Below are 25,215 nucleotides of genomic sequence, written 5' to 3'. Positions count from 1 at the left end.
TTGATCCCTGGCAACCACTCGACCCGGTCTTGTATTAACGGGGTCGAGTCATTTTTTCGTCCCGTCAGATCGGTGTCCTTCCCACAGGATTGGTAATCTAGTCGAATCGCCAAAGAACATATTTGAAGGCATCGTAATTTTACGTTCACGTGCGGTTGCGCTTTGCATTAGATGGACAAATGTTTTTTCATTAAGTTGCTCCGTGATGAGCATGCACTCCATGCTGGATTTCTTCATCCATTCTTGCCAGCGCTGAAAACTGGTATGCTTCGATCGCTTGTGTTCAAATTCGCCTGCAATTGCTATCTCTTCTGCAAATGGAGCAAGAGAATTTCCGGAAAATTCATGAATGAATAATTGAAATTCGTGGTCGTCCAAAAATAGCTCGGATAATTCTGCTAATGAGTTTGTGTCATAGTGATTCGTCGACGCGTTTCTTAGCCGGATTGCGACTTGATAGTGAGCGTTATTGCAAATTGAATCTTTAAATTCCCGGATCTTGCTTATAAATCTGTCTGGTGGATCGTTCTTGACCAATTCAAGAAAATCGCGTGTCGAATCAATTTGTTCGACGATTGCGGACGATAACAGTCTGGTAATCATAAGAGTGTTGACGACAAGGAGCCGTTTGGCCACGTCGTGAAGTAAGTTTTTTTCGTAGTTAAGAAGTACGTGAAGGCGCCAGTACAAACAAATATTGTTGGCGGCGAGATTGTTTGCGATCAGGGCGCCTCTATACGATTTCGGAATGCGTTTTAATTCTGCTGCTTTGAACGGTATTTCATGGAATATTTCCGCTCGCTCGACCATGGTCCAGTGCTGCCTATTACCATTCGAAAGTGCTTCCCGCGATAACCATAGGGCAGGGAGCCTCGCATCGCACGACCTTATCCCGGTTGTCCGCAGTTAGCTTAACCCCTCTGCAGATGCTCAGCTCGAATGGTGGGCGCGTTGGTTCATCAAGAGCGAAGCACGATTCCAGCGTGTCAAAAACGCGCCGCAATAGGCGCGTTTTTCAGCAAGCTTCTGCATCTGATCGCTTGGCGTGGGGGGGGTGCCACGCGGGAAAATTCTAATTTAACTTCAATGAGTTTGCTGGTGCTGCGAGAGAGCGTTTCGACTATTGAACTATGACTCTAACATGTTGATAGTACTGAATTCAATTGATCGGTCGAAATACGTTGTATCACCAGTTGTTCTACCTAAAGGCCCCGTGTACCGCAAGGCGAAGTCCCTACGCTCGCGCTTGCTGAGAAAGGCAAGCCCTCGGCAGCCATAGGGTACCGCACAGCTTGGTATCTGTGGCCCGCGGTCTATAAAATTGGCCTGCGATGCGGCCCCTTCGTGGGTGCCGGTCATGCGAGGGTGGGGGCTCATTTTGCTAAAAGAACGAGGCTGGTTCTGGTGGGCCGATGAAAAGATTCCAGAAGGAAAAGTTGCTCCCGAAAATTACGTTGCGGGCCTGCTTAGCATCAGCCCAGAAGGGCGGATTAGCATCGATCTTGATGGCGTCCTCCCATCGGATAGGGACGCAATTTTTCGAGGTGAAGATCAGGAGTTGGCGCCAGATTTAAAGATCGCTGGGATTCTCCGCGATAAGACGCGGTATCTACTTGCTGAGGACGTTCAGCGAAGCAGTGGCACTACATATAATAGCCGCGGGATAAGTTATGATACCTTCTCTGCGTTGAGATGCGTTATATCTAACAGAAGCGTGCCGGCCGTTCTGAATATCAAAAGCATCCATTTTCCTTTGGAAGGATACGAAGAATGGCTTGTTAGCGGGCCTTTTTTTGAGGGACGATTCAAAGGTAAGCCTAAATTTATCTATAAGAGACAATCTCCGCGAATCTATTCAGGTTCAAGTGGCACGGTAAAGATATCTCGGCATCTTGAGATGGAAGGGCGAGGAAATCTGAGCATGCGCGGAACTGATCTGCGAGAAATAGCTGAACTTAGCTATAGGATACGCAGGTTCGTCGATTTTGAAGGGGCGATAAGGATATACGGCCTCATTCAAGACATCATGATACTGTTGACGTCATCAGAATATCAAGCGGGCTGGCCAGATTTAACGCTTACGAACGGTCAGAGGTGCACAGCATATTGCTATCGTACATATGCAGAAAATCCACCTCCCAATTATTATGATTGCATCGCGTCATTCCGAGATATCGATGAGCAGTTCGGAAACATCTTCTTCGCATGGCTGCAAAAGCGGGAATCGCTAGGTCCCGGCATATATTTGTATCTTTCTACTCGACGAGGTGTTCGTTCATATAATGAGCAGCGATTTTTTAGCCTTATATCAGGACTTGAGGCCCTGCACCGCAACCTTTATCCGCTGAAAGCAAATCAAGCTTATAGCGATAAGATACAGCGCATTTTGGCCTGTATTACGAAACCAGAAGACCGAAATTGGCTGAATAAGCGTATGAGGAATTTTTCTGAGCCCAGCCTGTCGGAACGGCTCAAAGAGACGTTAGATAAAATCCCGTCTGGCGTCGCGAAATCTAGCTTAGATGAATTCGCCACTAAATGTGCGGCTATTCGAAATTCACTGTCTCATCATGGCAAGATCGATAATCCTAAGATTGCGACAGATGCACTTCGGTCTTTGGCCGTTAAAAACGAGATTCTATCACATCTGTATCATGCAAAGATTCTTATTGAGATAGGATTGCCACATTCTATTGTCGAGCGATGGCTGACAAAAGGGACGTCTGCTTACAAATTTCGATGGTTCGCAAGGCGAGAAGGACTCAAGCCTCAAGTGGAAGACCGGGTTCCCGTTTAGGCCGACGCTGTCCTGTTAGGCGGGTCGCTTCCAATAGGGCGGCGCTTCCGTGGCTACGAACTGTCAGACCTCCTCGATCCATGGAGGCCTTCTGCTCCTCTCCTAGAGCCTGCCTCTCAGGAAGCCCTTGGAACTCGCTGCATCGCCGTCGAGCGCCATAATGGCCGAGTCCCGTCGACAGCATGCGGATGGCCTCTCGTGAGTCCCCCTTGGCCTCGTAGAGCGCGACGTCATATGAGCCTCTGTGACCGCCATAGAGTCCTCATTGAAGCCCTCAGGAGCCTTTGGGGCCGCGTTGTTCAATGGCCTGCCCCCATCGTCGGTTCAAGGTCAGCCGGCAGCTCTTTGGGCGGGTTGTTCATCCTCAATCTGTGTGATCTGGTCGGGCGCTGAAGGTGAGGATGCTCAATGAATCGAGAAAAACGCTTCGGGGAACTCTATAAGGTTCCACCTCTCGCAGCGCTCGATCATCGGCTTTTTCTAAATTCCAAGGGGGAAGATGAGCGCCTACAAAAGATACCCCGTCACATTCGCCGGAAGATGAAGGTCGAAGGGCAACGAATAGGTAAAAAATATATCAATATTATGAACTCTATTAAAAACAGCGGCGTAGGATATCAAGTCGACGCTTTGATACGTCAATTCTCTATTGAATATACGCACCGATACGCATCATCGGGCCTATTGACTCAACCGGCAAGTTTTAATTACTTTGAGCCATTTTGTTCGATTAAATTGATAGAAAGATCCACGGCTCCTTATATTGAGCCCTTGGCTGAAATTGATCATTTGTTTAGCGTTTCGGATTTTTTTGATTATTTGACATCTAAAGATACGCCGCAATTTACAATCTCTGATTTGGCTGTTTTGCCGGAAGGGGTCATTTATAACTTCACGCAGAATGGAGCTCTTACTGACTTTACATACATGACGCCAGAAGGCAGGGAGTTTGTCATATCGGGTTTCTCAATGGTTCGACATGGTAATTCGATCCATTGGTTTGTCCTCGGCGGCGAAATACTTTCTGAAAGCGAGTGGAATGAGCGCGTAAACGATGAATTCATCCTCGATCCTTCGGGGGTGCCCCCTGAAAAGCGCAAGTTCATTGATGAGATAGCACAGCGGCAAAATGGGCGTTCAGGTGCGCCGCTTGCGCTTGAAGGCACTCAAACTGCAATAAGGACTATTGTCGCAGGCGAAACTGATCTGATAACATTCAAGCACGTAGCGCGCTGCCATATGCAGGAAAGCGAGAATACATTTCACCTTTATTGTGACGACCCTGAGGTTTTCTCGGGCATATCGGATGTTTCTGAGCGCGAAGAGATCCTGAATACGATGAGAGATAGGATCGAAAGCGCTTCCGTTATGTGGAATATGGCCGAGGGATTCTTGCAATTATTTTCATACTTTAGATTTAAACTTACAATTCCGTTGAGTTCTTTCGCCCCTGACATGAAGGCCATGCCTAAGGGAGCAAAAGGCGGTCAAGGAATAGGGGCTCGATTTAAGCACGTCACGTCGATCGAGGTTTCCGATATTAATCAAAGCGTCCTCCGGTCCTATACCTCGCCTCATCTTGACGTAGAGACCGAAGGGCATTGGCGAAGAATTGCTCCCGAAAGCTATGGTCGCGACCGAGACGGCAACCAAATTAAAGGCCGAACGTGGGTTAAAGTCACGAACAAATGGCGAGCGCGAGCTGATCATCCAAAATCAGTCTACATCAAATCTTCCGTAGCCGCAGCGAAAATACAAATTTCTGACTATATTCGAGCTTCTCACGAACCAGATCTTAGTGAAAATCGGAAACAGAACGCAAGCGTTCTTTACGTTATGCGCTGCGCAGCTATGAAAGAAGAAATTTATAAGGTCGGCTGGACATCAAACAGTGCTGAGCAGCGGGCGCGTGAGCTTTCTTTAGCCACAGGAGTGCCGCTATCCTTCGTTGTGGTTGATGCTTGGCAGCACCCCGACCCGGCCGCACTGGAGAAAGGTGTTCACGCCCTACTAACCCCGTATCGCCTTAATGACAGTCGGGAGTTTTTTAGCCTTAAGTACCCACAACTAAAGGGCATTATCGAGACAGAGATCAAAAGGACTGAGCGTTACAGAGGTCGATAGGTCGCTTTCGTGGATTGTGTGGTTATCGAAGTTGAATGGTGCCCCCCCCCCCCAATATCCGGTAACGGTAGAGCGGCTGCACGCTTGAGGGCAACACGGTCATCGTTGGTCTTGAGGCTCTCAACTCGGAAGCGCTTTTTGCCGAAGTGACCCCGCACGTCCTCAGGAATATGACGATAGTAGTAGATTCGGCCAGATGGCCGTCGTTGAAGGTAGCTTGCGGACACCTTGAGGAACCCGAGGTCGAGTACGATTTTCACCACTGCGTATGACCTCATGTATCACCATGGGCGCCACAGCACCAGTCGCAAGCCCCTGTCTAAGCGCAGGAATTCGCTTGGGGCGATGGTGCTGCGAGAGAGGATTGAACTCTCGACCTCTCCATTACCAATGGAGTGCTCTACCACTGAGCTACCGCAGCAGGATCGATCGGCCTTGATGCGTCTGGCAAGTCGCGAGAAGCGATTGCCAGAGCGGGCGTCGTTCCGAAGCGGCGTCCTGATGCCACAAGCTCCCGGCCTATGCAACCCGGGAAGCTCAATCAGCTAACAGCAACCGCTCATCAATGCGGAAGAGCCGGCCGTCGCCGAGCAGATGGGCGCTCAGGCCCTCCAGGAACAACGGCCGGAAGGCGGCGTCGCGCAGGTTCAGGCCGCCGGCATAGGCGCCCATCGCCGGCATGATGCAGCGATGCGGCGACAAGGCGAAGCAACGCCGCCGCAAGGCGCGCCCGCGCATCCTGACTTTTGCGGCCGGGTGGAGATGGCCGGCGATCTCGAAACCGGCCTCGCTGGCGTCGGGCTCGTGACGCAGGGTGACGCCGGAGATCTCGATGCCGGCCGCCGTCTCGCCGCCCATGGCTGGGCCGATCTCGCGATCATGATTGCCGGTGATCCAGAGCCAGTCGCGGCCCTGCTGGAGCTGGCGCAATGTCGCGAGGTTGGCGGGCGCGATGCGGCTTTCGGCGTGGATATCGTGAAAGCTGTCGCCGAGCGCGATCACGCGGGCCGGCGCATGGCGCAGGATCGCGGCCGCGAGCGCAGCCAGCGTCGCAGCCGAATCATAGGGCGGCAGGAAGACGCCGCGCGCCGCATAGGCCGAGCCCTTCTCCAGATGCAGGTCGGCGACGACAAGCGTGCGCTCGTCGGGCAGCCAGAGCGCGCCTGACAGATCGGGCATGAGCGCCAATCGCCCCAGCATGAAGGCCGGAGTCGATCCTTGCGTCTGGTCCGCCCAAGATCGTGCAACCCAAGATCGTGCCTGCAGGGTCACGCCATCGCCTCCTCGATCAGCATCGCTTCGGCTTCCGCCAATATCTCGTCGGCTGCTTCGCCATAGACCGCCTCGCGCCCGATCTCGAGCATCACGGAGACCGAGAGCGGCGAAACATGGTCCAGCGGCTGATGCACGATATGGCCGCTGATTCGTGTCAGCATCTGACCAAGCCGCTGGATGTCGAGCAAGCCCGTGGCGGCGTCGGCGCGCGCGGCCTTGAGCAGCACATGCTCAGGCTCGTGCCGGCGCAGCACATCATAGACCAGGTCGGTCGACATCGTGACCTGGCGGCCGCTTTTTTCCTGGCCGGGAAAACGCCGCTCGATCAGGCCCGCAATGACGGCGCAGCTACGGAAGGTGCGCTTCATCAAGGCCGATTCGGCCAGCCACGCCTCCAGATCGTCGCCGAGCATGTCCTGCGCGAAGAGCTCGTCGAGGCTGAGCGCCCCGCGCGCGATCGCGGCCGTCATGTCGCCGAGCCCCCAGACCGCGATGCCGTAATCATTGCAGACGAAGCCGAGCGGCCGCATCCGCGCCCGCTCCAGCCGCCGCGTCAGCAGCATGCCGAGCGTCTGATGGGCGAGGCGGCCCTCGAAGGGGTAGGCGACGAGGTAGAACTTGCCGCCGCGCGGAAAGGTCTCGACCAGGAGTTCGCCGGGCTTGGGCAGGCGCGATTTCAAGCGCTGTGCATGCAGCCAGGACGAGACCTCCTCTGGCAGCGCGGTCCATTCCTTGGGGTTCGCCAGCATGGCGCGGACCCGGGCGGCCAGAAAGGTCGAGAGCGGGAATTTTCCGCCATTATAGGACGGGATCTTCGGGTCGGTGCCGGGCGGGGCGCGCGAGCAGATCGCCTCATTGCCATTGATGCCCTCGAAGCGCAGCACCTCGCCGGCGAAGATGAAGGTGTCACTGGGCGTCATCGTCTCCGCAAAATACTCCTCGATTTCGCCCAGCATCCGGCCGCCGCTGGTGATCCGGGAGGGCTGGCCGGGCTTAGCCGCTCGCGCCCGCCCGAGCCGGACCTTGAGCATGGTCGATTCGACGATGGTGCCGACATTCATGCGGTATTGCTGGATCACGCGGGCATCGCTCGCGCGCCAAAGCCCGGCCTTGTCCTGCCGCAGCTTGGCGAAGCGCTCATAGGACCGCAGCGCATAGCCGCCGGTTGCGACGAAATTCACCACCGCGTCGAAATCGGCCCGCGTCAGCCCGGCATAGGGCGAGGCGGTGCGGACTTCCTCATAGAGCGCCTCGGCCTCGAACCCATCGGAGCAGGCGACGCCGAGGACATGCTGGGCCAGCACGTCGAGCGCCCCGATGCGCGGCTCGGCCGTGTCCTGGGCAGCCTCCGCCACGGCATCGAGCGCGGCCTTGCACTCCAGCAGCTCGAAGCGGTTGGAGGGCACCAGTAGGGCTTGCGAAGGCTCGTCCATGCGGTGGTTGGAGCGGCCGATGCGCTGCATCAACCGGCTTGCCCCCTTGGGTGCGCCGATATTGACGACGAGATCGACATCGCCCCAATCGATGCCGAGATCGAGCGTCGCGGTGCAGACCACGGCCTTGAGCTTGCCTGCTGCCATCGCCGCCTCGACCTTGCGGCGCTGCGCGACATCGAGTGAGCCGTGATGCAGCGCGATCGGCAGGTTGTCGTCATTGATGCTCCACAGCGCCTGGAAGGCGAATTCCGCCTGCATGCGCGTGTTGACGAAGACCAGCGTCAGCTTGTGCGCGCCGATCGCCTTGTAGATCTCGCCCATGGCGTGGCCGGTGGTGTGGCCGGCCAGCGGCAGGCGGCTTGCGGTCTGCAGGATGCCGATGCGCGCCTTCGCCCCGCCGGTGACGGTGACGAGGCCGGCCGGGGTCTGCGTCCCCCCGAGGAAGCGCTGCAGGTCGGCGGGCTCGCGCACCGTTGCGGAGAGGCCGACGGCGCTGACCTGCGGTGTGAGCGTCCGCAGCCGGGCGAGGTCGAGCGAGAGCAGGTCGCCGCGCTTCGAGGTGACGAGCGCGTGCAGTTCGTCGAGCACGATGCGGCGCAAACTTGCGAAGAAAGGTTTTGCATCGCGATGCGAGACCAGCAGCGCCAATTGCTCGGGCGTCGTCAGTAGGATGTCGGGCGGCCGCTCCATCTGGCGCGTGCGCTTGGCCGCCGAGGTGTCGCCGGTGCGGGTCTCGACCTTGATGGGCAGGCCCATCTCCGCGATCGGCATTTCCAGATTGCGCGCGATATCGACGGCGAGCGCCTTCAGCGGCGAGATATAGAGCGTGTGCAGCCCCTCGCGCTCGCGGCCAGGCTCGGTGAGCTCGACCAGCGATGGCAGGAAACCGGCGAGCGTCTTGCCGGCGCCGGTTGGCGCGACGAGCAGGGTCGAGCGCCCGGCGCGGGCCTCCTCCAGCAGGGCAAGCTGATGTGGCCGCGCGCTCCAGCCGCGGCTGGCGAACCAGGCGGAGAAGGCGGGCGGGAGCGGGGAGGGGGCGGCCATGCGCTCCAGAGATAGAGCTTGGAGCAGGAGAACGAAAGGGGAATGGCGGACGTCAAGACTGCTCGGTCTTGAACTCGGCTGCGATATCGCGATGGCGTTCGAGGATATTGACGATCCCGACTGTGTCTTCGACATACCGGAAGAGGATGACATAGCCCTTGAAGGCAAAGCTTCGAAGGTCCGACCGAAGTTCGGAGCGAGTCCGCCCAATCGTTCCCGGCAACGCAGCGATCTTCTCGCACTGAATTCGTAAGCCGCTTACGAATGAACGCGCAATTTCGCTGTTGCCGCTGCTCAGGCGAATATATCGCGCTATCGCGAGAAGGTCATCTCGCGCTGCGTCATTATAGCGAAGCCGCCGCATCAGCGGCTCGGAGCAGCCATGTCGATCTCGTCAAGGGCCGCTTCGATGGCCGCAGCGACCTCTTCACTTGTATGCGAGCCGCCGCGCGCGATGGATTCCTCGACCATTTGACGCAGCACCAGAAGCCGCTCCTCGCGCTCCTGCACGAGGCGCAGCCCCTCGGTGACGACGTCGCTGGCCGAGACATAGCGGCCGGTCTCGACCGCAGCTGCGACGAAAGATTGCCAGCGCTCTCCGATTGGGACGTCCATCCGGCAGCCTCCTTCATTCATCCGCATAATAGCGCAAAATCTGGCGATGCTACCAGCCTCGTCCGCGTTCAGCCCCGCTGCGCCACCACGATCAGCCCGGGCACGGCCACGCCGCGATCCTGCCTTGTGCTGGCGGCTTCGAGCAGAACCGGCTTCAGTCTCGCCTCAGCCAGCCTGTCGCGCAGCCAGCCTTCCGCATGGGCGAAGCGCCGGTCGGCTCCGACGATCACGCCCTCGGCCTCATGGCTCTGCACGGTGAAGGCCAATAAGCCGCCCGGTTTCAGCACGCGCGCGCTCTGCGCGAAAACCGCTCCCAACTCGCCGAGATAAACGAAGACATCCGCCGCGATGACGAGGTCGGTCGAGGTGTCCGGCCGGCTCACCAGGAAGCTGGTCAGGCCGGCGACAGCGAGCTTGTCGTAGAGCGGCGTGCTGTCGCCCTGCAGCTTCGCCCGCGCGCGCTCGATCATGCGCGGCGAGAGATCGCAGCCGGCGAGGAAACCGGTTTCCGCCCGGATCGCCTCGCCCATCAGCCCGGTGCCGCAGCCGAGATCGTAGACGGTCTCGAAGCGGAAGGGTTTGCCGGTCTCCTGACAGATGCGGGCCAGCGCCTGCTGCAGAAGGGCAGGAGCGTTGTAGCGGAGGGTCTCGACCAGATGGCTGTCGAAGCGCTCGGCATAGCCGTCGAAGAGAACGCCGGAGAAATTCTCCGAGGTCGCCTGTTCGGCCGACAGCGCGCCGATGCGGGCGAGGTCGAGCCTTGCGCCGAAATGGTCGTTGGGGTCGAGCGTCAGGCATTGCCGCCAGGCGGTGGCGGCGTCCTCATTGCGGCCGAGCGCCTCCTGCGCCAGCCCGTAGAGATGCCAGGCGGCGGTGAAGTGGTAGGCTTGCGCCAAGGTCTGGTCGAGGATCTCGACGCAGGCCGCGGCATCGCCATCCTTGAGCGCGGCCTCGGCCCAGGCATAGCGGCGATCCAGCGTCGGATCGCCCGAACTGGCGGAATGCGTGGCGGAACCCTTTTCGATCATGCGCGTCGGTCTATCTGAGGAGAATGACACTGGCCAGACAGCGCTCCCAGAACCTGCGCCCTTCGGAGCTGCTGATCCCGACGCCGGCTGGGCTCTATTGCCCGCTGGCCGACATCCATATCGATCCCGTGCGCCCGGTGGCGCGGGCGCTGATCACGCATGGCCATTCCGACCATGCGCGCGCCGGCCATGGCGCGGTGCTGGCGACGCGCGAGACGCTCGCCATCATGGCGTTGCGCTATGGCGAAGGCTTTGCGGGCGAGCGGCAAGAGGCCGTTCCCGGCGTGGTGACGCGCATCGGCGCGGTCGATTTCCGCTTCGTGCCGGCCGGGCATGTGCTGGGCTCGGCCCAGATCGTGGTCGAGGCCAAGGGCCTGCGCATCGTCGTCTCCGGCGACTACAAGCGCGAGCGCGACCCGACCTGCGCCGGTTTCGAGCCGGTGCCATGCGATATCTTCATCACCGAGGCGACCTTCGGCCTGCCGGTGTTCCGGCATCCGCCGGCGCATCTGGAGGTGGCGAAATTGCTGGAATCCGTCCGGCTCTTTCCGGAGCGCACGCATATCGTCGGGGCTTATTCGCTGGGCAAGGCGCAGCGCGTCATGGCGCTGATCCGCGAAGCCGGTTTCGAGCGGCCGCTCTACATCCATGGCGCGATGGAGACGCTGACGGAGTTTTACCTGTCGGAAGGGGCTGCTTTGGGCGAGATCCGCAAGGTCGCCACGACCGACAGGAAATTGTTGGGCGGCGAGATCGTGATCTGCCCGCCGAGCGCGATCCAGGATCTCTGGGCTCGCAAATTCCCCGATCCCGTCACCGCCTTCGCCTCGGGCTGGATGCGGATCAGGGCGCGCGCTCGGCAGAGGGGCGTCGAACTGCCCCTGATCATTTCCGACCATGCCGATTGGGACGATCTCCAGGCGACGATCCGCGAGGTCGAAGCCGGAGAGATCTGGGTCACGCATGGCGAGGCCGATGCGCTGGTGCATTGGTGCGGTACGGTTGGCCTGAAGGCCAAGCCGCTGCATCTGGTCGGCTATGGCGACGAAGGCGAGGCCGAGCCGGTGGTGGAGGCGGACAATGCCGTCACCAGCTGAGATCAGGTTATCGGGTCTGCGCCATCACGGCGCGCGAGGGCGCGGTCATGCCGACGAGCGCGGTCGCCATGTCGCGGGCGAGGCAGTCATAGCCGGCATCGCTCATGTGGAAGCCGTCGGAGGACAGCGCACTGGTGAAGGCCTGAGCGTCGTCGCGATACCATTCCCGCATGGCGTCGTAGCGGGTGAACACCGGCACGTTCTGGCCGCGCGCGGTGTTGGCGATGGCCGCGACGAAATCGCGATAGCGCTCCGGCTCGCGGACGCCGGGGAAGAATTGCGGATCGAGGATGGCAAGGCTCACCCCCGCCTGTTTCACCATGGCGATGCCGTCGCCGACCATGGTCTTGAAGGCGTCGAGATCGCCGCCATTGACGGCGTCATTGGTGCCGACCTGCCAGATCACCAGGTCGTAATGGCGCGCACTGAGCGCAGCCTTCAGGCGCGTGAGCGTCTGCGGAGCGGTCTCGCCGCCGATGCCGGAATTGACGATCTCGATCGGGAGATTGGGCCAGGCCTTGCCGAGCAGCGCCTTGAGCCGGGCCGGATAGGTCTTGTCCTTGGCGGAGGCGCCGATGCCCTCGGTCGAGGAGGAGCCGATCGCCAGGATGGTGAGCGAAGGACCCTGCGCGACCCGCGCGGAGAGGGCCGAGAGCGAGGCGACAGGCTGCACGATCGGCGTTTCGCGGCAGGAGAAGGTGCCCGCCTGTGCGGTGGCCCCTGCCAACATCGTCGCTGCGAAGAGATTCAAGGCAAGGAACCGCATCGCGGCGCGCATCGGCATCATCCCCCCAAATATGCCTTCATCGGTAAGGTCTCCTTCATGAATGGTGGCTGAACGATGCAGCGCAACATCTGGACACATGCCGGCCGTGGCGGGAGTGCCACGCGATGAACCGCTTCGCCTGGCTGCTCGACCGCCTGGCCTATGAGCCGCGCCGCAACGCCAAGCTCGCCTTGATCGCCGATTACCTGCGCACGACGCCCGATCCCGATCGCGGCCTGGCGCTGGCGGCGATGACGGGCGGGCTGGTCTTCCGCAACGCCAAGGCGGGCCTGATTCGCGCGCTGATCGCGGAGCGAGCCGATCCGGTCCTGTTTGCGCTGTCCTATGACTATGTCGGCGATCTCTCGGAGACGGTCGCATTGATGTGGCCGGCCAGGCACGGCGCCAATGATGTGCCGCATCTGCCTGATGTCGTCGCCGGCCTGCGCAATGCCGGCAAGATCGATCTTCCTCGCCTCGTCGCCGGCTGGCTCGACGCGCTCGACGAGACCGGGCGCTGGGCCCTGCTCAAGCTCATCACCGGCGCGCTGCGCATCGGCGTCTCGGCGCGCCTCGCCAAGACCGCTGCCGCCAGCCTCGGTGGCGCGGCGCCCGACGAGGTCGAGCAGGTCTGGCATGGGCTGGAGCCGCCCTATACCGCGCTCTTCGCCTGGCTGGAGGGCAGGGCGCCGCGACCGGCAGCGAGCGATCCCGCGCCGTTTCGCCCGGTGATGCTGTCGCATCCGGTCGAGGCGGGCGATTTCGACAAGCTCGATCCGGCTGAGTTCAGCGCGGAATGGAAATGGGACGGCATCCGCGTCCAGGCCGTCAGCGGCACGAGGCCGGACGGCTCGCGCCTGACGCGGCTCTATTCCCGCACCGGCGAGGATATTGCCGGCGCCTTTCCCGACCTCGTCGAGGCGCTGACGCGCGATGGCGCGCTCGATGGCGAGTTGCTGGTGATGCGCGATGGCGCGGTCCAGAGCTTCAACACCTTGCAGCAGCGGCTGAACCGCAAGACGGTGACGGCGAAGATGTTGGCGGAATTCCCCGCCCATATCCGCGTCTACGACCTGCTGGTCGATGGCGACGAGGATATCCGCGAGCTGCCGCTGGTCGAGCGCCGCAACCGGCTGGAGGCTTTTCTCGGCAGGCTCGGCAGCGAGCGCTTCGATCTCTCGCGGGTCATTCCCTTCGAGAGCTGGGACGATCTCGCCGCCGCCCGCGCCGACCCTGCTGCTGCTGGCGCCGGCACTGACGCGGAAGCCGTCGAAGGCTGCATGATCAAGCGCAGCGATTCGCCCTATCTGCCTGGTCGGCCCAAGGGCTACTGGTGGAAATGGAAGCGCGAGGCGCGGCTGGTCGATTGCGTGCTGATGTATGCCCAGCGCGGCCACGGCAAGCGCTCCTCATTTTATTCCGACTACACCTTCGGCGTCTGGCGCGAGAGCCCTGAGGGGCAGGAGCTGGTGCCGGTCGGCAAGGCTTATTTCGGTTTCACCGATGAGGAACTGGTCGAGATCGACCGCTATGTGCGCAAGAACACGCTGAACCGCTTCGGCCCGGTGCGGGAGGTCACGCATGATGCCAAAAGCGGCCTCGTCTTCGAGGTCGCCTTCGAGGGGTTGCAGCGCTCGACCCGACACAAGTCGGGGCTCGCCATGCGTTTTCCCCGCATTAATCGCATTCGCTGGGACAAGCCGCCTGGAGAGGCTGACCGGATCGAGGCGCTGGAACGGCTCCTGCCGGCCGAAGCCTGAGCCGAGCCCGGCAGGGCTACGCCGAAAGGCCGTCTCCTGATTGCATTGCAACATGCACCGATCTGGTTCAGAGCCTTTATGATCGCGCGCCGGCCTTGCGACAGCAGCAGGCGGGTGTGCTTGAGATCGCGGTCGCGACTGGGGCAGTATGCGCGACCGGCAGACGAACAAGGATATGCGCGATGACGAAGCAGCCTTCGACGCGGATCGTGATCGCGGACGACCATCCCTTGTTTCGGGGCGCTCTGCGGCAGGCGGTGTCGCACGCGCTAGAGGGCGCCGATGTCAGCGAGGTCGGTTCGCTGGAGTCACTGACCGAGGCCTTGTCGCAAGGGGCTGACGCCGATCTCGTCCTGCTCGACCTGACGATGCCGGGCGTGCAGGGCTTCTCTGGCCTGCTCTTCCTGCGCGCCGACCATCCCGAAGTGCCGGTCATCGTGGTCTCCGCCAATGACGAGCCGACCGTGATCCGCCGCTGCATCGAGTTCGGAGCGCTCGGTTTCCTGCCGAAGACGGCCGATGTCGAGCAGATGGGCGAGGCGATCCGCGCCGTGCTCGCCGGCAGTGTCTGGACGCCGCCGGGCGTCGATCTGTCCTCGCCGGTCGATGTCGAGGTCGCCGACATGGTGCGCCGGCTCTCGACGCTGACGCCGCAGCAGGTGCGCGTGCTGATGATGCTGTCGGAGGGGCTGCTCAACAAGCAGATCGCCTATGAGCTCGGCGTCTCCGAAGCGACCGTGAAGGCGCATGTCTCCGCGATCCTGACCAAGCTCAATGTCGACAGCCGTACGCAGGCCGTGATCGCCGCCTCCAAGATCGCCGGCACGGCCTGGGCGACGGCAGGCGCATCCGCGACCATATGATTGTGGGGTGAAAGCGGGCCGCGTCGCCATTCAGCCCCGGTTCAACCGGGCGATGGTCTGGTCGCTTCGTGTTTTTGGGGATTTTTCGCAATGGCGAATGGCAATATCGAAGGCTTTCTCGGCGGCTCCGTGCTCAGCGTTCTGGTCCGATTGATCTTCATCTCGCTCTTGGTGGGCGCGGCGATGGCGTTTCTCGGCTTGTCGCCGCGCGGGCTTTACGAGGTCGTGGCGCGCTTCATCCGCTCGCTGGGGGATCTCGGCTTCGGGGCCGTCCGCGAGGTCGGGCAATGGGTCATCGCCGGCGCGCTGATCGTGGTGCCGCTCTGGCTGCTCTCGCGCCTGTTCGCCTCCCGGCGCTAGAGCCGGATGATCTGACTCGGAAACACCACCGTCATTCCGGGGCGATCCGAAGGATCGAGCCCGGAACCCAGAGCCGATGCGGGTTCTCGATCATGTGCGCGCATGGCGAGCCTCAAAGGTCGAGGGCATCGGTTCTGGGTTCCAGGCTCAGGCCTGCGGCCTGCCTCGGAATGACGGCGTGGTTCAGGCCATAGTCATCAGACTTCCAGTGCGGGATGCGAAAAACCGGTTCCCACTTTTTCGCACCCTGCTCTAGCTTGGGAGCGTTTCGCCGCGCGCGATCGCGGCAGCATCGCGCCCGACAAGGGCGCTGAGCCTGCCGACGCCCGTCTTGCGGGCCTCGGCCGTAAGACCTGCCTTGATGGTCGCTGCCAGCGCCGGCCCTTGGAAGACCAGGGCCGAGTAGAACTGTACGAGATCGGCGCCGGCCCGGATCTTGGCGAAGGCGGTCGCGGTTGAATCGATGCCGCCGACACCGATCAGCGGGAACTGGCGCTCGACGCGCAGGAAGGTTTCGGCGAGCAGCTTGGTCGAAGGCAGGAAGAGCGGCTTGCCCGAGAGGCCGCCGGTCTCGGCCTTCGCCGCATTGCGCAGGGTTGCCGGGCGCGCCACCGTCGTGTTCGAGACGATCATGCCGTCGATGCCGCGCTTGCGCGCCACTGCGACGATGCCGTCGAGCTCGGGCAGGCTCAGATCCGGCGCGATCTTGAGCAGCATCGGCGTGCGACGGCCGGCGCTGTTTGCCGCCTCGTCCCGCGCGGCCAGCGCCCGCACGATCAGGTCGTCGAGCGCCGATTCGGCCTGCAGATCGCGCAGGCCCGGCGTATTGGGCGAGGAGATGTTGATTGTCAGGAAGTCGGCGGCAGGCGCGAGACGCCGCGCGAGCACGGCATAGTCGGCGGAGCGGTCGGCTGAGTCCTTGTTGGCCCCGAGATTGACGCCGACGATGCCACTGCGGCCACGCCGCGCCTGGAGCCGCGCGGCGACCGCTTCCATGCCTTCGCTGTTGAGGCCGTAGCGGTTGATCACCGCCTCGTCCTCCGTCAATCGGAAGACGCGCGGGCGCGGATTGCCGGGCTGGGGCAGAGGCGTGACGCCGCCGACCTCGACGAAGCCGAAGCCCAGGCCAAGCGCGCCGTCCACCGCTTCGGCATGCTTGTCGAAGCCGGCTGCGAGGCCGACCGGGTTGGGGAAGGAGAGGCCGAAGGCCTGCGTCGCCAAGACCGGGTCGTCGGCGGCAGGCTTCAATGCCGGCGCGACGGCGAGCGCGGCGATCGTCATGCGATGGGCCGTCTCGGCATCGAGCCGGTGGATCAGCGGGCGGGCGAGATTGAACAGGGCGCCGATCACGCGACATCCTCCGGAAAGAGATGGGTGCCGTCGACTGCTAGCGGAAGCGGCGCGATCCAGCGGGCGGATTTGGGGTCGAGTGGGGCGTAGAGATGAGGGAACAGCGCCCCGCCGCGCGAGGGCTCCTGACGCAAGGCTTCGCCGAGGCGTGAGGTGTCGACTGCGATCAGCAGCAGGTTGCGCTGGCCGGCGAAGTGCTTCGCCGCGGTGTCCCGCGCCTGCGCTCCGGTCGAGAAATGGATGTAGCCATCGGCGAGATCGATTGGCGCGCCGTCGAAACGGCCCGACATCTCGGCTTGGCGCCACAGCGCCTCGGGGCAGATTTTGTAGATGAGCGGCATCGATGGTCCCGGTCGTCATGACGTGCAGATGCGATAGCCCTTCGCATGGGTGAAGGGCAATCACGGGGTCATGGCCGGCAGCCTTCTAGACACATTTTCGGGCGTTCATGAAACGGCGGAGCGCCATCAACCATTGAGCGAAGCCCTCTTTCTCGAAATGGCTCGTCCAGCGATCGTGGTCCTGCTCAGCGCAGTCGAAGGTGGCCGACCATTCGACGAAAGCCGCGCCGGTTTCGACGACGGGGGTGACCCGGATCGTCGCTGTGTAATTGCGCACGGGAAAGGGGACGGGGTCGCAAAATCCGTATGTATAGGATCGCTCGAGATCGGAATGGGCGAGCAATACCTGGCGTATGATTGTCTCGCCCATGGTGACGCGGCGAATGGCCGAAACCTGATCGGGAGCCTTGTCCTTTTCGATAAGCGTCTCACTCTCCACGCCGGCCCAGGCATAGTGGTCGAACGGCCGAATGACCGCCCAGACGTCATCGGCGGGGTTGTCGAGCACGATGCTGAAATAGGATTTTGCCATGGCTTGCCTCGTTGTCGGTTTCGTTTCCCTCCAGTGCTGACTTGATAGGCGCGGGACATCCGCGGAGACACCCGATTCCCGCAGCTGAGCCTTTTGCCCGCCCTCGGTCGATTCGCTCAAAAAGTCGCGAAAGTCAGATTGAAGTCTTATAGGATAGGGGATATTTCCTATGTCACCCCTAGCCCAACGGCAACATCAGGAACGAGGTCTCCACGGTGCTGTCCCATGAGCAGATCTGGAGCGCCATCGATGCGCTCGCCCAGCGCTATGGCTTCACGGCTTCGGGGCTGGCCCGCAAGGCCGGGCTCGACGCGACCACCTTCAACCGCTCCAAGCGCCTCGGGCCCGATGGCCGCGAACGCTGGCCCTCGACTGAATCGATCGCCAAGATCCTGGCCGCGACCGGCGCCTCGCTCGATGAATTCATGAGCGTGGTGATGCGGCGGGGGCCGGCGCCCTCACGCACCATTCCCCTGATCGGCTTCGCCCAGGCAGGCTCGGGCGGCGTCTTCGACGATGACGGCTTTCCCGTCGGCGCCGGCTGGGAGGAGGTCGCGTTTCCCGGTGTCGCCGACGAGAAGGCCTATGCGCTGGAGATCGCCGGCGATTCGATGCTGCCGCTCTATCGCGATGGCGACACCATCATCGTCTCGCCGACCGCGGCGGTGCGGCGTGGCGACCGCGTCGTGGTCAAGACACTCGAGGGCGAGATCCTGGCCAAGCAGCTCCGGCGCCAGACCGCCAAAACCGTCGAGCTCGCCTCGCTCAACCCCGAGCATCCCGACCGGGTGCTGGGCCTGAACGAGATCGCCTTCATGGCGCGGGTAATCTGGGCGAGCCAGTAGCCCTCGTCATTGTGCAGCCCTCGTCGTGGCGCTTGCAATGACAGCGACGGCCGCCGAGCTCAATTCCCGTTCTGCTTGCGCGCAGGCAGCGTCACCTTGAACACAGCCCCTGTCTCCGAGGGCTCGAGTTCGATTGTGCCGCCATGCAGCCTGACGAGTTCGGCGGCGATGGCGAGGCCAAGCCCTGTCCCGCCTGGCGTCACCGAGCCGCGAAAGGCCTGGAACAGATTGGCCTTCGCCCGCTGGGGCACGCCTGGCCCGTTATCGGTGACGCGCAGAAGCACTGAGCCGTCGAGCTGCTGCGCCTTGACCGTCAGCATGGGCTGGTCGTCGCTTTCGTCTCCTTCCCGCGTCAGCGCCTGCACCGAGTTTCGCATCAGGTTGAGCAGGACGCGCGCCATCTGGTCGGGGTCGCAGCGCGCGATCAATTCGGCTGGAACCTCGTTGACGAAGCTGAGCTGCTTATTCTCGGGCAGGCCGAGCATCTCCGCCTGCTCGGCGACGAGCTGGCGCAGCGCGATCTCGCGCAGCAGCGGCGTCGCCTCCGCTGCGCGGCCATAGGCCAATGTTGCCTGGCAGAAATCGATCGCCCGGCCAAGCGTCGCGATCAGGCGCGGCGCGAAGCGCCTGATCTTGGCGTCGCGGGTGTCGACCAGCCGGTCGGACATCAGCTGCGCCGAGGCCAGCATGTTGCGCAGGTCGTGATTGACCTTGCTGACGGCCAGCCCGAGCTCGGCGAGATGCTTCTTGGTGCGCAATTCGCCTGCCAGCGTCATCTGCATGCGCGCCAGCGCCCGTTCGGCCTCGCCGATCTCGTCGGCGCGCTGCGAGGGCTGGATGATCCGGTGCGGATTCTCCGGATCGGCCTCGAATTCCATGACGTTGGCGGCGAGCTGGCGGATCGGCCCGACGATCATCCAGTTCAGCGCGAGATAGACCAAACCCGCCGTCAGGATGGAGATCAGCAGCGAGATCAGCAGGATGTTGGCGGAGAAGACCAGCATCGCGCGCCGCAGCGGCGCCTCGTCGATGACGATCTCGACGAAGTCGGCCCCGCCCATGGCCTGGCCGATGACGCGGATCGGCATGTCGTGCGGCGGGGCCACCAGAATCTCGACCGCCTCCTTGAGCGCGGTCATCCAGCTCGCGTCCCGCAGATCGACCTTGCGGGCAACCGTTGGCGGTATCGAATCGAGACTGAGCAGGCGGCGTGCCCCCCCAACCCGGGCGGCGATGGCGCGCGCGCCGACGCCCATCAGCAACCGGGCCTCGCTCTCTTCGGGCAGGCGTTCATTGGGGGCGCCTTCCAGCACCAGCACCGCGACTTGGGCCGCGGCGAGCCGGTCGTTCAGCCAGTTGCGCCGAAAATTCGCGACCGACGGCAAATAGATCAGAATTTCCGCCAGCATCACGAACAGCACGGTCAAAAGCAGCAGCTTGGCCGAGAGGCCGAGCCGCGTCAGGCCGCGCGGCAGGCTGACCGAGAGTTGCGTCGTGTCGAGATCAGGTTGCTGCATTAAATGGGAGCTTAGCCGAAACGGCGCAGAATGCCGATGAGCCACCGGATTCCCGGCTTGGCCGCCAGCGGCGCGTAGAAGGACATCGCGGCCCGCTTCGAGGCCTCCGAGAAGGTCGGATAGGGCAAGGCGAGCGCTGCCATGTCCTGGACCGTCAGGCCCTTCCGAACGGCCATGCACCAGGGCGCGATCAGCTCGCTTGCGCCAGCGCCGACGATGCTGACGCCGAGGACGCGGCCGCGTCGGTCAGCGACGAGCTTCACGAAACCATCGGTCTCGTGCTCGGCCTGGGCGCGGTCGTTCTCGGCATAAGGCCAGCGCAGGATGGTGATCGCAGCGCTGCGCTTGCGCGCCTCCGCCTCGGACAAGCCGACGCTGGCGAGCTCGGGATGGCAATAGGTCACATGCGGGATCGCGGTTGCATGGGTCCTGACGGGGAGGCGGAACAAGGCGCTGCGCAAGACATGCCCAGCCTGGTCATGTGCGGCATGGGTGGAATGCAGCCCTCCGCCTGCCCCGCTGGCGCAGTCGCCGATCGCGAAGACACGGCGGTTGCCGGTGCGCAGCCCCTTGTCGACGATCACACCCCCGGCGTCGCTGGCGATGCCGCCAAGTTCGAGGTCGAGCGCCTCGATATTGGGCGCGCGCCCCGTCGCGACCAGAAGATGCGTCCCGTCGAGCTTATGGTCGGTCCCGCCGTCGGGGCCTGCCAGCACCAGCCTGACGCCGCCCTTGACCGTCTCTGCGCGCAGCACCCTGGCCTGCTCGTGCAGCGTTATGCCGTCGCGCAGCAGCGCGCGGCGCAAGATCAGCGCGGCCTCGGGATCGGCATGGCGCAAAAGGCCGCCGGTCTCGACGATACTGACCGTGCTGCCGAGCCGAGCCATGGCCTGCGCCAGTTCGACACCAGTCGATCCGGCGCCCAGAACCAGCAGGCGCTCGGGCCGGCGCGTCAGTGAAAACACGCTCTCGCTGGTCAGGAACGGGACCGCGTCGAGCCCGGGAAGCGGCGGGGCGGACGGCCGCGAGCCGGTCGCGATAACGAAGCGTCGCGCCTTGATCGCCTGGTTGCCGGCCATGACCGTGCTGCGGCTGATGAAGCGTGCCTCGCTCCTGATCACAGGAACACCGAGCGCACCGAGACGCTCCGCCGAATCATTGGGGGCGATCGCGGCAATGACGCGCTGAACATGGTCGTGGACCTGCAGGTAGTTCACTTGCACGTCGTTCACTTGCGGCCCGCCGGCCGAGATACCGAAGCGCCCGGCCTCCCGGACGGCCAGCGCCCGCGCGCCCGCCGCGCCGAGCGCCCTGGCCGATATGCTGCCGGCATTGAGATGGCTTCCGCCCATCCTGCCGTGCTCGACCAGGACGACAGGCACGCCGAATGCAGCCGCGGCCGTGGCGAGCGACAGCCCGGCCGCGCCTGCTCCGATCACGCAGATATCAGGCGTCAGCGGTGCAGGTCCCGGCGCTGTTGCTGTGGTCGTGCTCACGCCGCTCCTCCCGATCCGCTTCTAAAAGTTGAGAGCATTGCTCCTGCGAGAAACAGGGGCCCACTTTTGGCGCAATGCTCTTGCAACTGCTGATGCGTCGCGAGACCGCCGGAATCAAGGCCGCGCGACCCGGAAGAGCGTCAGAGGGAGATTCAGGCGATCTTGCGGCCCTTGTCGGGGGAGAAGGTCGAGAGCGGCTCGGGTCGGCCGAAGAGATAGCCCTGGGCTCGCTGCGCGCCGAGCAATTGCACAGCGATGCGCTGCTGCTCGGTCTCGATGCCCTCGACCACGACATTCATCGAGAGCCGGCGTGCGAGCTGGCAGACCGCCTCGATGATCGCCTTCGAGGCTTCGTTGGTGTGGACGTTGCGGGTGAAGCTCTGGTCGATCTTCACCTGCGCGAAGGGGTAGGTCGAGAGATAGGCGAGCGAGGAATAGCCGGTGCCGAAATCGTCGAGCGCGAAGCGCACGCCGAGCGCCCTGAGCTCGTCGATGACGGCAAGCGTGCTCTTATTGTCCTCGATCAGCAGCGATTCCGTCACCTCCAGCGTCAGCCGGTGTGAGCCGAGATGGGAGGTGATCAGCGCGTCCTTCACCGTTTCGACGATGCGGCGCGGTTCGCGGAACTGCAGCGGCGAGATGTTGACGGAGACGCCGATCTCGTTGCCCCACTGCGCCGCATCCTTGCAGGCCTGCCGGATCGCCCAGTTCCCCATCGCCGCGATCAGGCCGGATTGCTCGGCGATCGGAATGAACACGCCGGGCGGGATCATGCCGCGCGTCGGGTGGTGCCAGCGCATCAGCGCCTCGCGCGTCACGATCGCATGCGTCTTCAGGTCGATGATCGGCTGGTAATAGAGTTCGAGCGCACCCTCGTCGCAGGCCTTGCGCAGATCGACTTCGATTTCGTGCCGATCAAGCATCTCCTCGGCCATGGCCGGGTTGAAGAAGGTCAGCGTGTTGCGGCCGGCGGCCTTGGCCTTGTAGAGCGCGGTGTCGGCGTGCCGCAGCAGATCCACCGGCGTCGCGCCATCATGGGGCGCCATGGCGATGCCGACGCTGGCCGTGACGTAGACGGTCTTGGTGTCGAGGTGGAAGACCTTGGACATCGCGTCGATCATGCGCTGGGCGATACTGGTGACGACGGCGTGGCTGGCCGAGGGCAGGATCAGCAGGAATTCGTCGCCGCCGAAGCGGGCGAGCAGGTCGCCGCCGCGAATGCTGCTCTTCAGCCGGCTCGCCGTTTCGCTCAGCACGCGATCGCCGATATCGTGGCCGAGATTGTCGTTGACCTGTTTGAAGCCGTCCAGATCGACATAGAGCAGGGCGAAGGCCTCGCCGGTCCGCTCCAGCCGGCCGAAGGCCTCGGTGATGTGGTTGTTGAACTCGAAGCGGTTGGCGAGCCCGGTCAATTCGTCGAAGCGCGCCATCTGCTCGATGCGCGCCTCGGTCGCCTTCCGATCGGTCGCGTCCTCGGTCAGCATCAGCACGCCGCCTTCGGCCGCCGGCGCGATGGTGATGACGAGCACGCGACCGCCCCGGGTCTGGAGCTCGCGGGTCATCGTCTGCTGCATGTCCTGCACCGCCACGAGCGCGCCCCGGACGTCGCGCACCTGCTCGGCGTCGATGATCTGGCGTTCGATCAGGAAACGGGCGATCGCGGTCAATGGCGTGCCCGGCAGCGCCAGCGTTTCGGGAATGCCGTAGAGCGCGCGATAGGGCGCGTTGCTGACCGCGAGCTTCAGATCGCGGTCGAACATCGCAAGCCCGTGGATCATGGTGTTGAGGGCGGCATCTAGGGTCAGGTTCTGCGAATGCAGCGCCGAGGCCAGGGCCTTCGACTGCTTGGTCGCGTCGCTCAGCGCGAGCAGGTTACGATGCAGCGAGTTGGTGATCGCGATATTGGCCGCGACATACAGAAAGGCGAAATAGCCGATATATTGGTAGTAGACATTATGGGCCTGGATGAGGCCAACGGCCATCGGAATGCAGAAGGTCAGGATCTGCACCGCGACGAATTTCGGCCGCCCGGCATTGCGCGAGACATAGCCCGAGGCGAGCGCGATCGTCGAAGCGACCGAGGTGATATGCGCTGCCGCGTCGTCGGTCAGAGCCAGCGCGGCATAGCAGCTATAGCCGAGGACGGCGCTGAAGGCGGTGGCGCCGAAGAAATACTCGCGATCCCAGCGCCGCGTTTCGCGCAGGCCATCCTCGGAATGGTCCTGCCGACGATAGGAGATCACCGTCATCAATCGCAGCGAGACGATCAGCGCGACCAGAACGGTCAGATTCAGGAACAGGTGCTTGTCGCTCGAGAGCCAGCACAGAAAGGGCGTCAGGATGCCGGCGATCCCGCCGGGGACGATCGAGGCCGGCGACGAGAACAGCGAGCTGACGAGCAGGCGGTAGCCGGGCAGGTCGAAGTCCTTGCCCGGATCGCTCAAGCCGCCATCCGCTGATCGCCTGAGGGCTTCCGCCATCGCTCCCGCCCTTTACGGCGACAAGCGGAGATCGCGCATCTCTCGCCACAAGTCGCTCCGTTTAAATGCTTTATGGCGGCAGAAGTAAATGTTTGGTGTGGGTGTTCTCCGAATTCGGAGGGGCCGCATACGGCCTCAATACAGCCTTAGCGGCCGCTCGAAGCGCTTACTGCAACCGCAGGTGGGCGTTGGTAGACGCGAGCGAGCATGCGATCCTGCGTCTGCGCGATGCGTTGCAACTTCGAGATCGCGCTGGGGTTCAGCCGCAGCATGCAGTTGGTCCAGATCTCCCCGAGATGCTCCAGCTCCTCCTTCAGATCGCCGGCGCGGCGGTTGAAGGCCGAGAACAGTGCGGTCTTGGCGGCATGCATGGGCAAGGAATCGGCTGCGTATTTGCGAATCCAGCTCTCGCCCGTTCCCGTTGGGACGACGGCTTCCAGGCCGCCCGCCGCCATGAAATCGCGGGCGCTGAGCTCCTCGCCGGAGAGCAGCATCTGCTCGGCGGCGCGCGGTCCCATGCGGCGCGACAGGATCGCGACCGCCGTGATCGGGAAATGGTTGAACTTGATTTCGGGGTAGACGAACGAGGCCTGCTCCTCGGCGATCATGATGTTGCAGGAGCGCGGCGCGTCGATGCCGCCGCCGATCGCCTTGGCGTGAATGGTCGAGAGCGTGACCACGAGGCCGTTCAGGCCGCTGGCGTTCCAGACCGCGCCCTCGATCGAGAGCCGCGCATATTCGGCCAGCGCCGCGCGATCATTCTTGGCCAGGCAGTCGAGATAGAAGTCGAGATCGCCGCCGAGCGTGAAGAACGGCCCCGTTCCGCGGAAAGCGAGAAAGCGGACCGGAGCGCGATGATATTGGTCCGGCGCACCCCATAGCGCGAAGATCGCGCGCTGAATCTTGCCCAGGCTGTCGAGCAGCTGAAGCGTGAAAACCGGCTTCAGCTCCGGCCGGATCGTCACCCACAAGGTCAGGATGTCGGGTTCGTAGTCGATCTGCACCTCGGGCAGGAAGCCGGCCTGATGCCGGATGGCGTCGATGACGTCGCAACTGTCGAGCGTCGTCACGGAACCAGTCTTCGGAACTGACGAAAGAGACTGGAACATGCCGCTGACCTCCCGGTTGCCGCGCGTCGAGAACGCCCGGTCAAGGTAGTTGAAGTTAAGAAACTGTAAACGGGATCCCATCGAAATGGTTAATTTCGTTAAGCTTTATTCCGTATCGTCAACTCAGACCGGTGTCGTGACCAAGGCCTTGAACGATGTGGAACAGATCCCGATCGTGTCCTTGCCTTGAGCAAATCACGTGCTGTCGGGCGGGCTCACTCCGCGAAGGAAAGATTCGGGCGCCAGTTCCCTCCAGGGCGGAACAATCGTTCTCGCAGCTTGCCGATCGCGGCGGATCGTTTCCTTTTCAGGGGGCGGGGCGTCCCACGCGAAGCCCGTTGCGAAGCTAGAGGGATGCCGGGATGAGCCGCTGTGGCACG

Annotated in this window: 21 protein-coding genes and 1 tRNA gene; 7 read left to right on the top strand and 15 right to left on the bottom strand. The window is 62.5% G+C overall.

Going from position 1 to position 25,215, the window contains the following annotated elements; translation table 11 throughout:
* Positions 1 to 48: 48 nt before the first annotated feature.
* The gene (locus tag BMZ97_RS30740) at positions 49 to 810 is read right to left on the bottom strand and encodes a hypothetical protein (protein ID WP_139221218.1); all 762 of its coding nucleotides are present in this window, start codon (positions 808 to 810) and stop codon (positions 49 to 51) included.
* A 547-nt stretch (positions 811 to 1,357) separates the two neighbouring features.
* Between BMZ97_RS30740 and BMZ97_RS30735 the strand changes: the two genes are divergently transcribed.
* Entirely contained in the window at positions 1,358 to 2,797 is a 1,440-nt protein-coding gene (locus BMZ97_RS30735) for a HEPN domain-containing protein (RefSeq protein WP_139221217.1), read from the top strand.
* 408 nt (positions 2,798 to 3,205) lie between these two features.
* A complete protein-coding gene (locus BMZ97_RS13685) occupies positions 3,206 to 4,921 on the top strand; it encodes a GIY-YIG nuclease family protein (protein WP_092170159.1) in 1,716 nt (571 codons plus the stop codon).
* A gap of 346 nt (positions 4,922 to 5,267) precedes the next feature.
* On the opposite strand, the gene BMZ97_RS13680 is transcribed toward BMZ97_RS13685, so the two are convergent.
* The 6 genes from BMZ97_RS13680 to BMZ97_RS13655 form a co-directional block, all read right to left on the bottom strand.
* A tRNA-Thr gene (locus BMZ97_RS13680) sits at positions 5,268 to 5,342 on the bottom strand.
* 116 nt (positions 5,343 to 5,458) lie between these two features.
* The gene (gene pdeM, locus BMZ97_RS13675) at positions 5,459 to 6,100 is read right to left on the bottom strand and encodes a ligase-associated DNA damage response endonuclease PdeM (RefSeq protein ID WP_244546401.1); all 642 of its coding nucleotides are present in this window, start codon (positions 6,098 to 6,100) and stop codon (positions 5,459 to 5,461) included.
* An 89-nt stretch (positions 6,101 to 6,189) separates the two neighbouring features.
* Entirely contained in the window at positions 6,190 to 8,676 is a 2,487-nt protein-coding gene (locus BMZ97_RS13670; protein ID WP_092170153.1) for a ligase-associated DNA damage response DEXH box helicase, read from the bottom strand.
* A 52-nt stretch (positions 8,677 to 8,728) separates the two neighbouring features.
* Entirely contained in the window at positions 8,729 to 9,040 is a 312-nt protein-coding gene (locus tag BMZ97_RS13665) for a type II toxin-antitoxin system RelE/ParE family toxin (protein WP_092170151.1), read from the bottom strand.
* The gene (locus tag BMZ97_RS13660; protein ID WP_092170148.1) at positions 9,040 to 9,291 is read right to left on the bottom strand and encodes a type II toxin-antitoxin system ParD family antitoxin; all 252 of its coding nucleotides are present in this window, start codon (positions 9,289 to 9,291) and stop codon (positions 9,040 to 9,042) included. Before BMZ97_RS13660 ends, BMZ97_RS13665 begins: the two co-directional genes overlap by 1 nt.
* 68 nt (positions 9,292 to 9,359) lie before the next feature.
* Complete coding sequence (locus BMZ97_RS13655; RefSeq protein WP_092170145.1) at positions 9,360 to 10,319, bottom strand: class I SAM-dependent DNA methyltransferase; 960 nt, start codon at positions 10,317 to 10,319, stop codon at positions 9,360 to 9,362.
* A gap of 23 nt (positions 10,320 to 10,342) precedes the next feature.
* Between BMZ97_RS13655 and BMZ97_RS13650 the strand changes: the two genes are divergently transcribed.
* Complete coding sequence (locus tag BMZ97_RS13650; RefSeq protein ID WP_092170142.1) at positions 10,343 to 11,416, top strand: ligase-associated DNA damage response exonuclease; 1,074 nt, start codon at positions 10,343 to 10,345, stop codon at positions 11,414 to 11,416.
* 7 nt (positions 11,417 to 11,423) lie between these two features.
* Here the strand turns inward: BMZ97_RS13650 and BMZ97_RS13645 are convergent, their stop codons facing one another.
* A complete protein-coding gene (locus BMZ97_RS13645) occupies positions 11,424 to 12,194 on the bottom strand; it encodes an SGNH/GDSL hydrolase family protein (protein ID WP_175525551.1) in 771 nt (256 codons plus the stop codon).
* A 113-nt stretch (positions 12,195 to 12,307) separates the two neighbouring features.
* On the opposite strand from BMZ97_RS13645, the gene BMZ97_RS13640 reads away from it, so the two are divergent.
* The 3 genes from BMZ97_RS13640 (at position 12,308) to BMZ97_RS13630 (ending at position 15,165) form a co-directional block, all read left to right on the top strand.
* Complete coding sequence (locus BMZ97_RS13640) at positions 12,308 to 13,942, top strand: cisplatin damage response ATP-dependent DNA ligase (RefSeq protein ID WP_092170137.1); 1,635 nt, start codon at positions 12,308 to 12,310, stop codon at positions 13,940 to 13,942.
* 182 nt (positions 13,943 to 14,124) lie between these two features.
* The gene (locus tag BMZ97_RS13635; RefSeq protein WP_092170134.1) at positions 14,125 to 14,805 is read left to right on the top strand and encodes a response regulator; all 681 of its coding nucleotides are present in this window, start codon (positions 14,125 to 14,127) and stop codon (positions 14,803 to 14,805) included.
* A gap of 90 nt (positions 14,806 to 14,895) precedes the next feature.
* Positions 14,896 to 15,165 carry a DUF6460 domain-containing protein gene (locus tag BMZ97_RS13630; RefSeq protein ID WP_092170131.1) on the top strand — a complete coding sequence of 90 codons (270 nt, stop codon included), beginning with the start codon at positions 14,896 to 14,898 and terminating at the stop codon, positions 15,163 to 15,165.
* Positions 15,166 to 15,417: 252 nt separating this feature from the next.
* Here the strand turns inward: BMZ97_RS13630 and BMZ97_RS13625 are convergent, their stop codons facing one another.
* From BMZ97_RS13625 to BMZ97_RS13615, 3 genes are all read right to left on the bottom strand, one after another.
* Positions 15,418 to 16,515 carry a quinone-dependent dihydroorotate dehydrogenase gene (locus BMZ97_RS13625; protein ID WP_092170129.1) on the bottom strand — a complete coding sequence of 366 codons (1,098 nt, stop codon included), beginning with the start codon at positions 16,513 to 16,515 and terminating at the stop codon, positions 15,418 to 15,420.
* Positions 16,512 to 16,856, bottom strand: coding sequence for a DUF952 domain-containing protein (locus BMZ97_RS13620; protein WP_092170126.1), 345 nt, complete (start codon positions 16,854 to 16,856; stop codon positions 16,512 to 16,514). Before BMZ97_RS13620 ends, BMZ97_RS13625 begins: the two co-directional genes overlap by 4 nt.
* 85 nt (positions 16,857 to 16,941) lie before the next feature.
* The gene (locus tag BMZ97_RS13615) at positions 16,942 to 17,388 is read right to left on the bottom strand and encodes an SRPBCC family protein (RefSeq protein WP_092170124.1); all 447 of its coding nucleotides are present in this window, start codon (positions 17,386 to 17,388) and stop codon (positions 16,942 to 16,944) included.
* Positions 17,389 to 17,603: 215 nt separating this feature from the next.
* Here BMZ97_RS13615 and BMZ97_RS13610 point away from each other — a divergent pair, with 215 nt between their 5' ends.
* Positions 17,604 to 18,233 carry a S24 family peptidase gene (locus BMZ97_RS13610; RefSeq protein WP_092170121.1) on the top strand — a complete coding sequence of 210 codons (630 nt, stop codon included), beginning with the start codon at positions 17,604 to 17,606 and terminating at the stop codon, positions 18,231 to 18,233.
* 59 nt (positions 18,234 to 18,292) lie between these two features.
* Here the strand turns inward: BMZ97_RS13610 and BMZ97_RS13605 are convergent, their stop codons facing one another.
* The 4 genes from BMZ97_RS13605 to BMZ97_RS13590 all read right to left on the bottom strand — a co-directional run bounded on the left by BMZ97_RS13605 (position 18,293) and on the right by BMZ97_RS13590 (position 24,796).
* Positions 18,293 to 19,750 carry a sensor histidine kinase gene (locus BMZ97_RS13605; RefSeq protein ID WP_092170118.1) on the bottom strand — a complete coding sequence of 486 codons (1,458 nt, stop codon included), beginning with the start codon at positions 19,748 to 19,750 and terminating at the stop codon, positions 18,293 to 18,295.
* A gap of 11 nt (positions 19,751 to 19,761) precedes the next feature.
* Positions 19,762 to 21,246 (bottom strand): dihydrolipoyl dehydrogenase family protein, encoded by a 1,485-nt coding sequence (locus BMZ97_RS13600; RefSeq protein WP_244546400.1) that lies wholly within the window; start codon positions 21,244 to 21,246, stop codon positions 19,762 to 19,764.
* Between the two features lie 152 nt (positions 21,247 to 21,398).
* Positions 21,399 to 23,726, bottom strand: a complete 2,328-nt coding sequence (locus BMZ97_RS13595) for a putative bifunctional diguanylate cyclase/phosphodiesterase (protein ID WP_092170115.1) — start codon at positions 23,724 to 23,726, stop codon at positions 21,399 to 21,401.
* Positions 23,727 to 23,872: 146 nt separating this feature from the next.
* A complete protein-coding gene (locus BMZ97_RS13590; RefSeq protein ID WP_175525550.1) occupies positions 23,873 to 24,796 on the bottom strand; it encodes an enoyl-CoA hydratase-related protein in 924 nt (307 codons plus the stop codon).
* Between the last annotated feature and the right edge of the window lie 419 nt (positions 24,797 to 25,215).

Origin of the sequence: Allobosea sp. OK403, assembly GCF_900113835.1 — a bacterium.
Classification (GTDB): Bacteria; Pseudomonadota; Alphaproteobacteria; order Rhizobiales; family Beijerinckiaceae; genus Allobosea.
The sequence above is the reverse complement of the archived record's forward strand: the minus strand, read 5'-3'. Positions and strand labels throughout refer to the sequence as shown.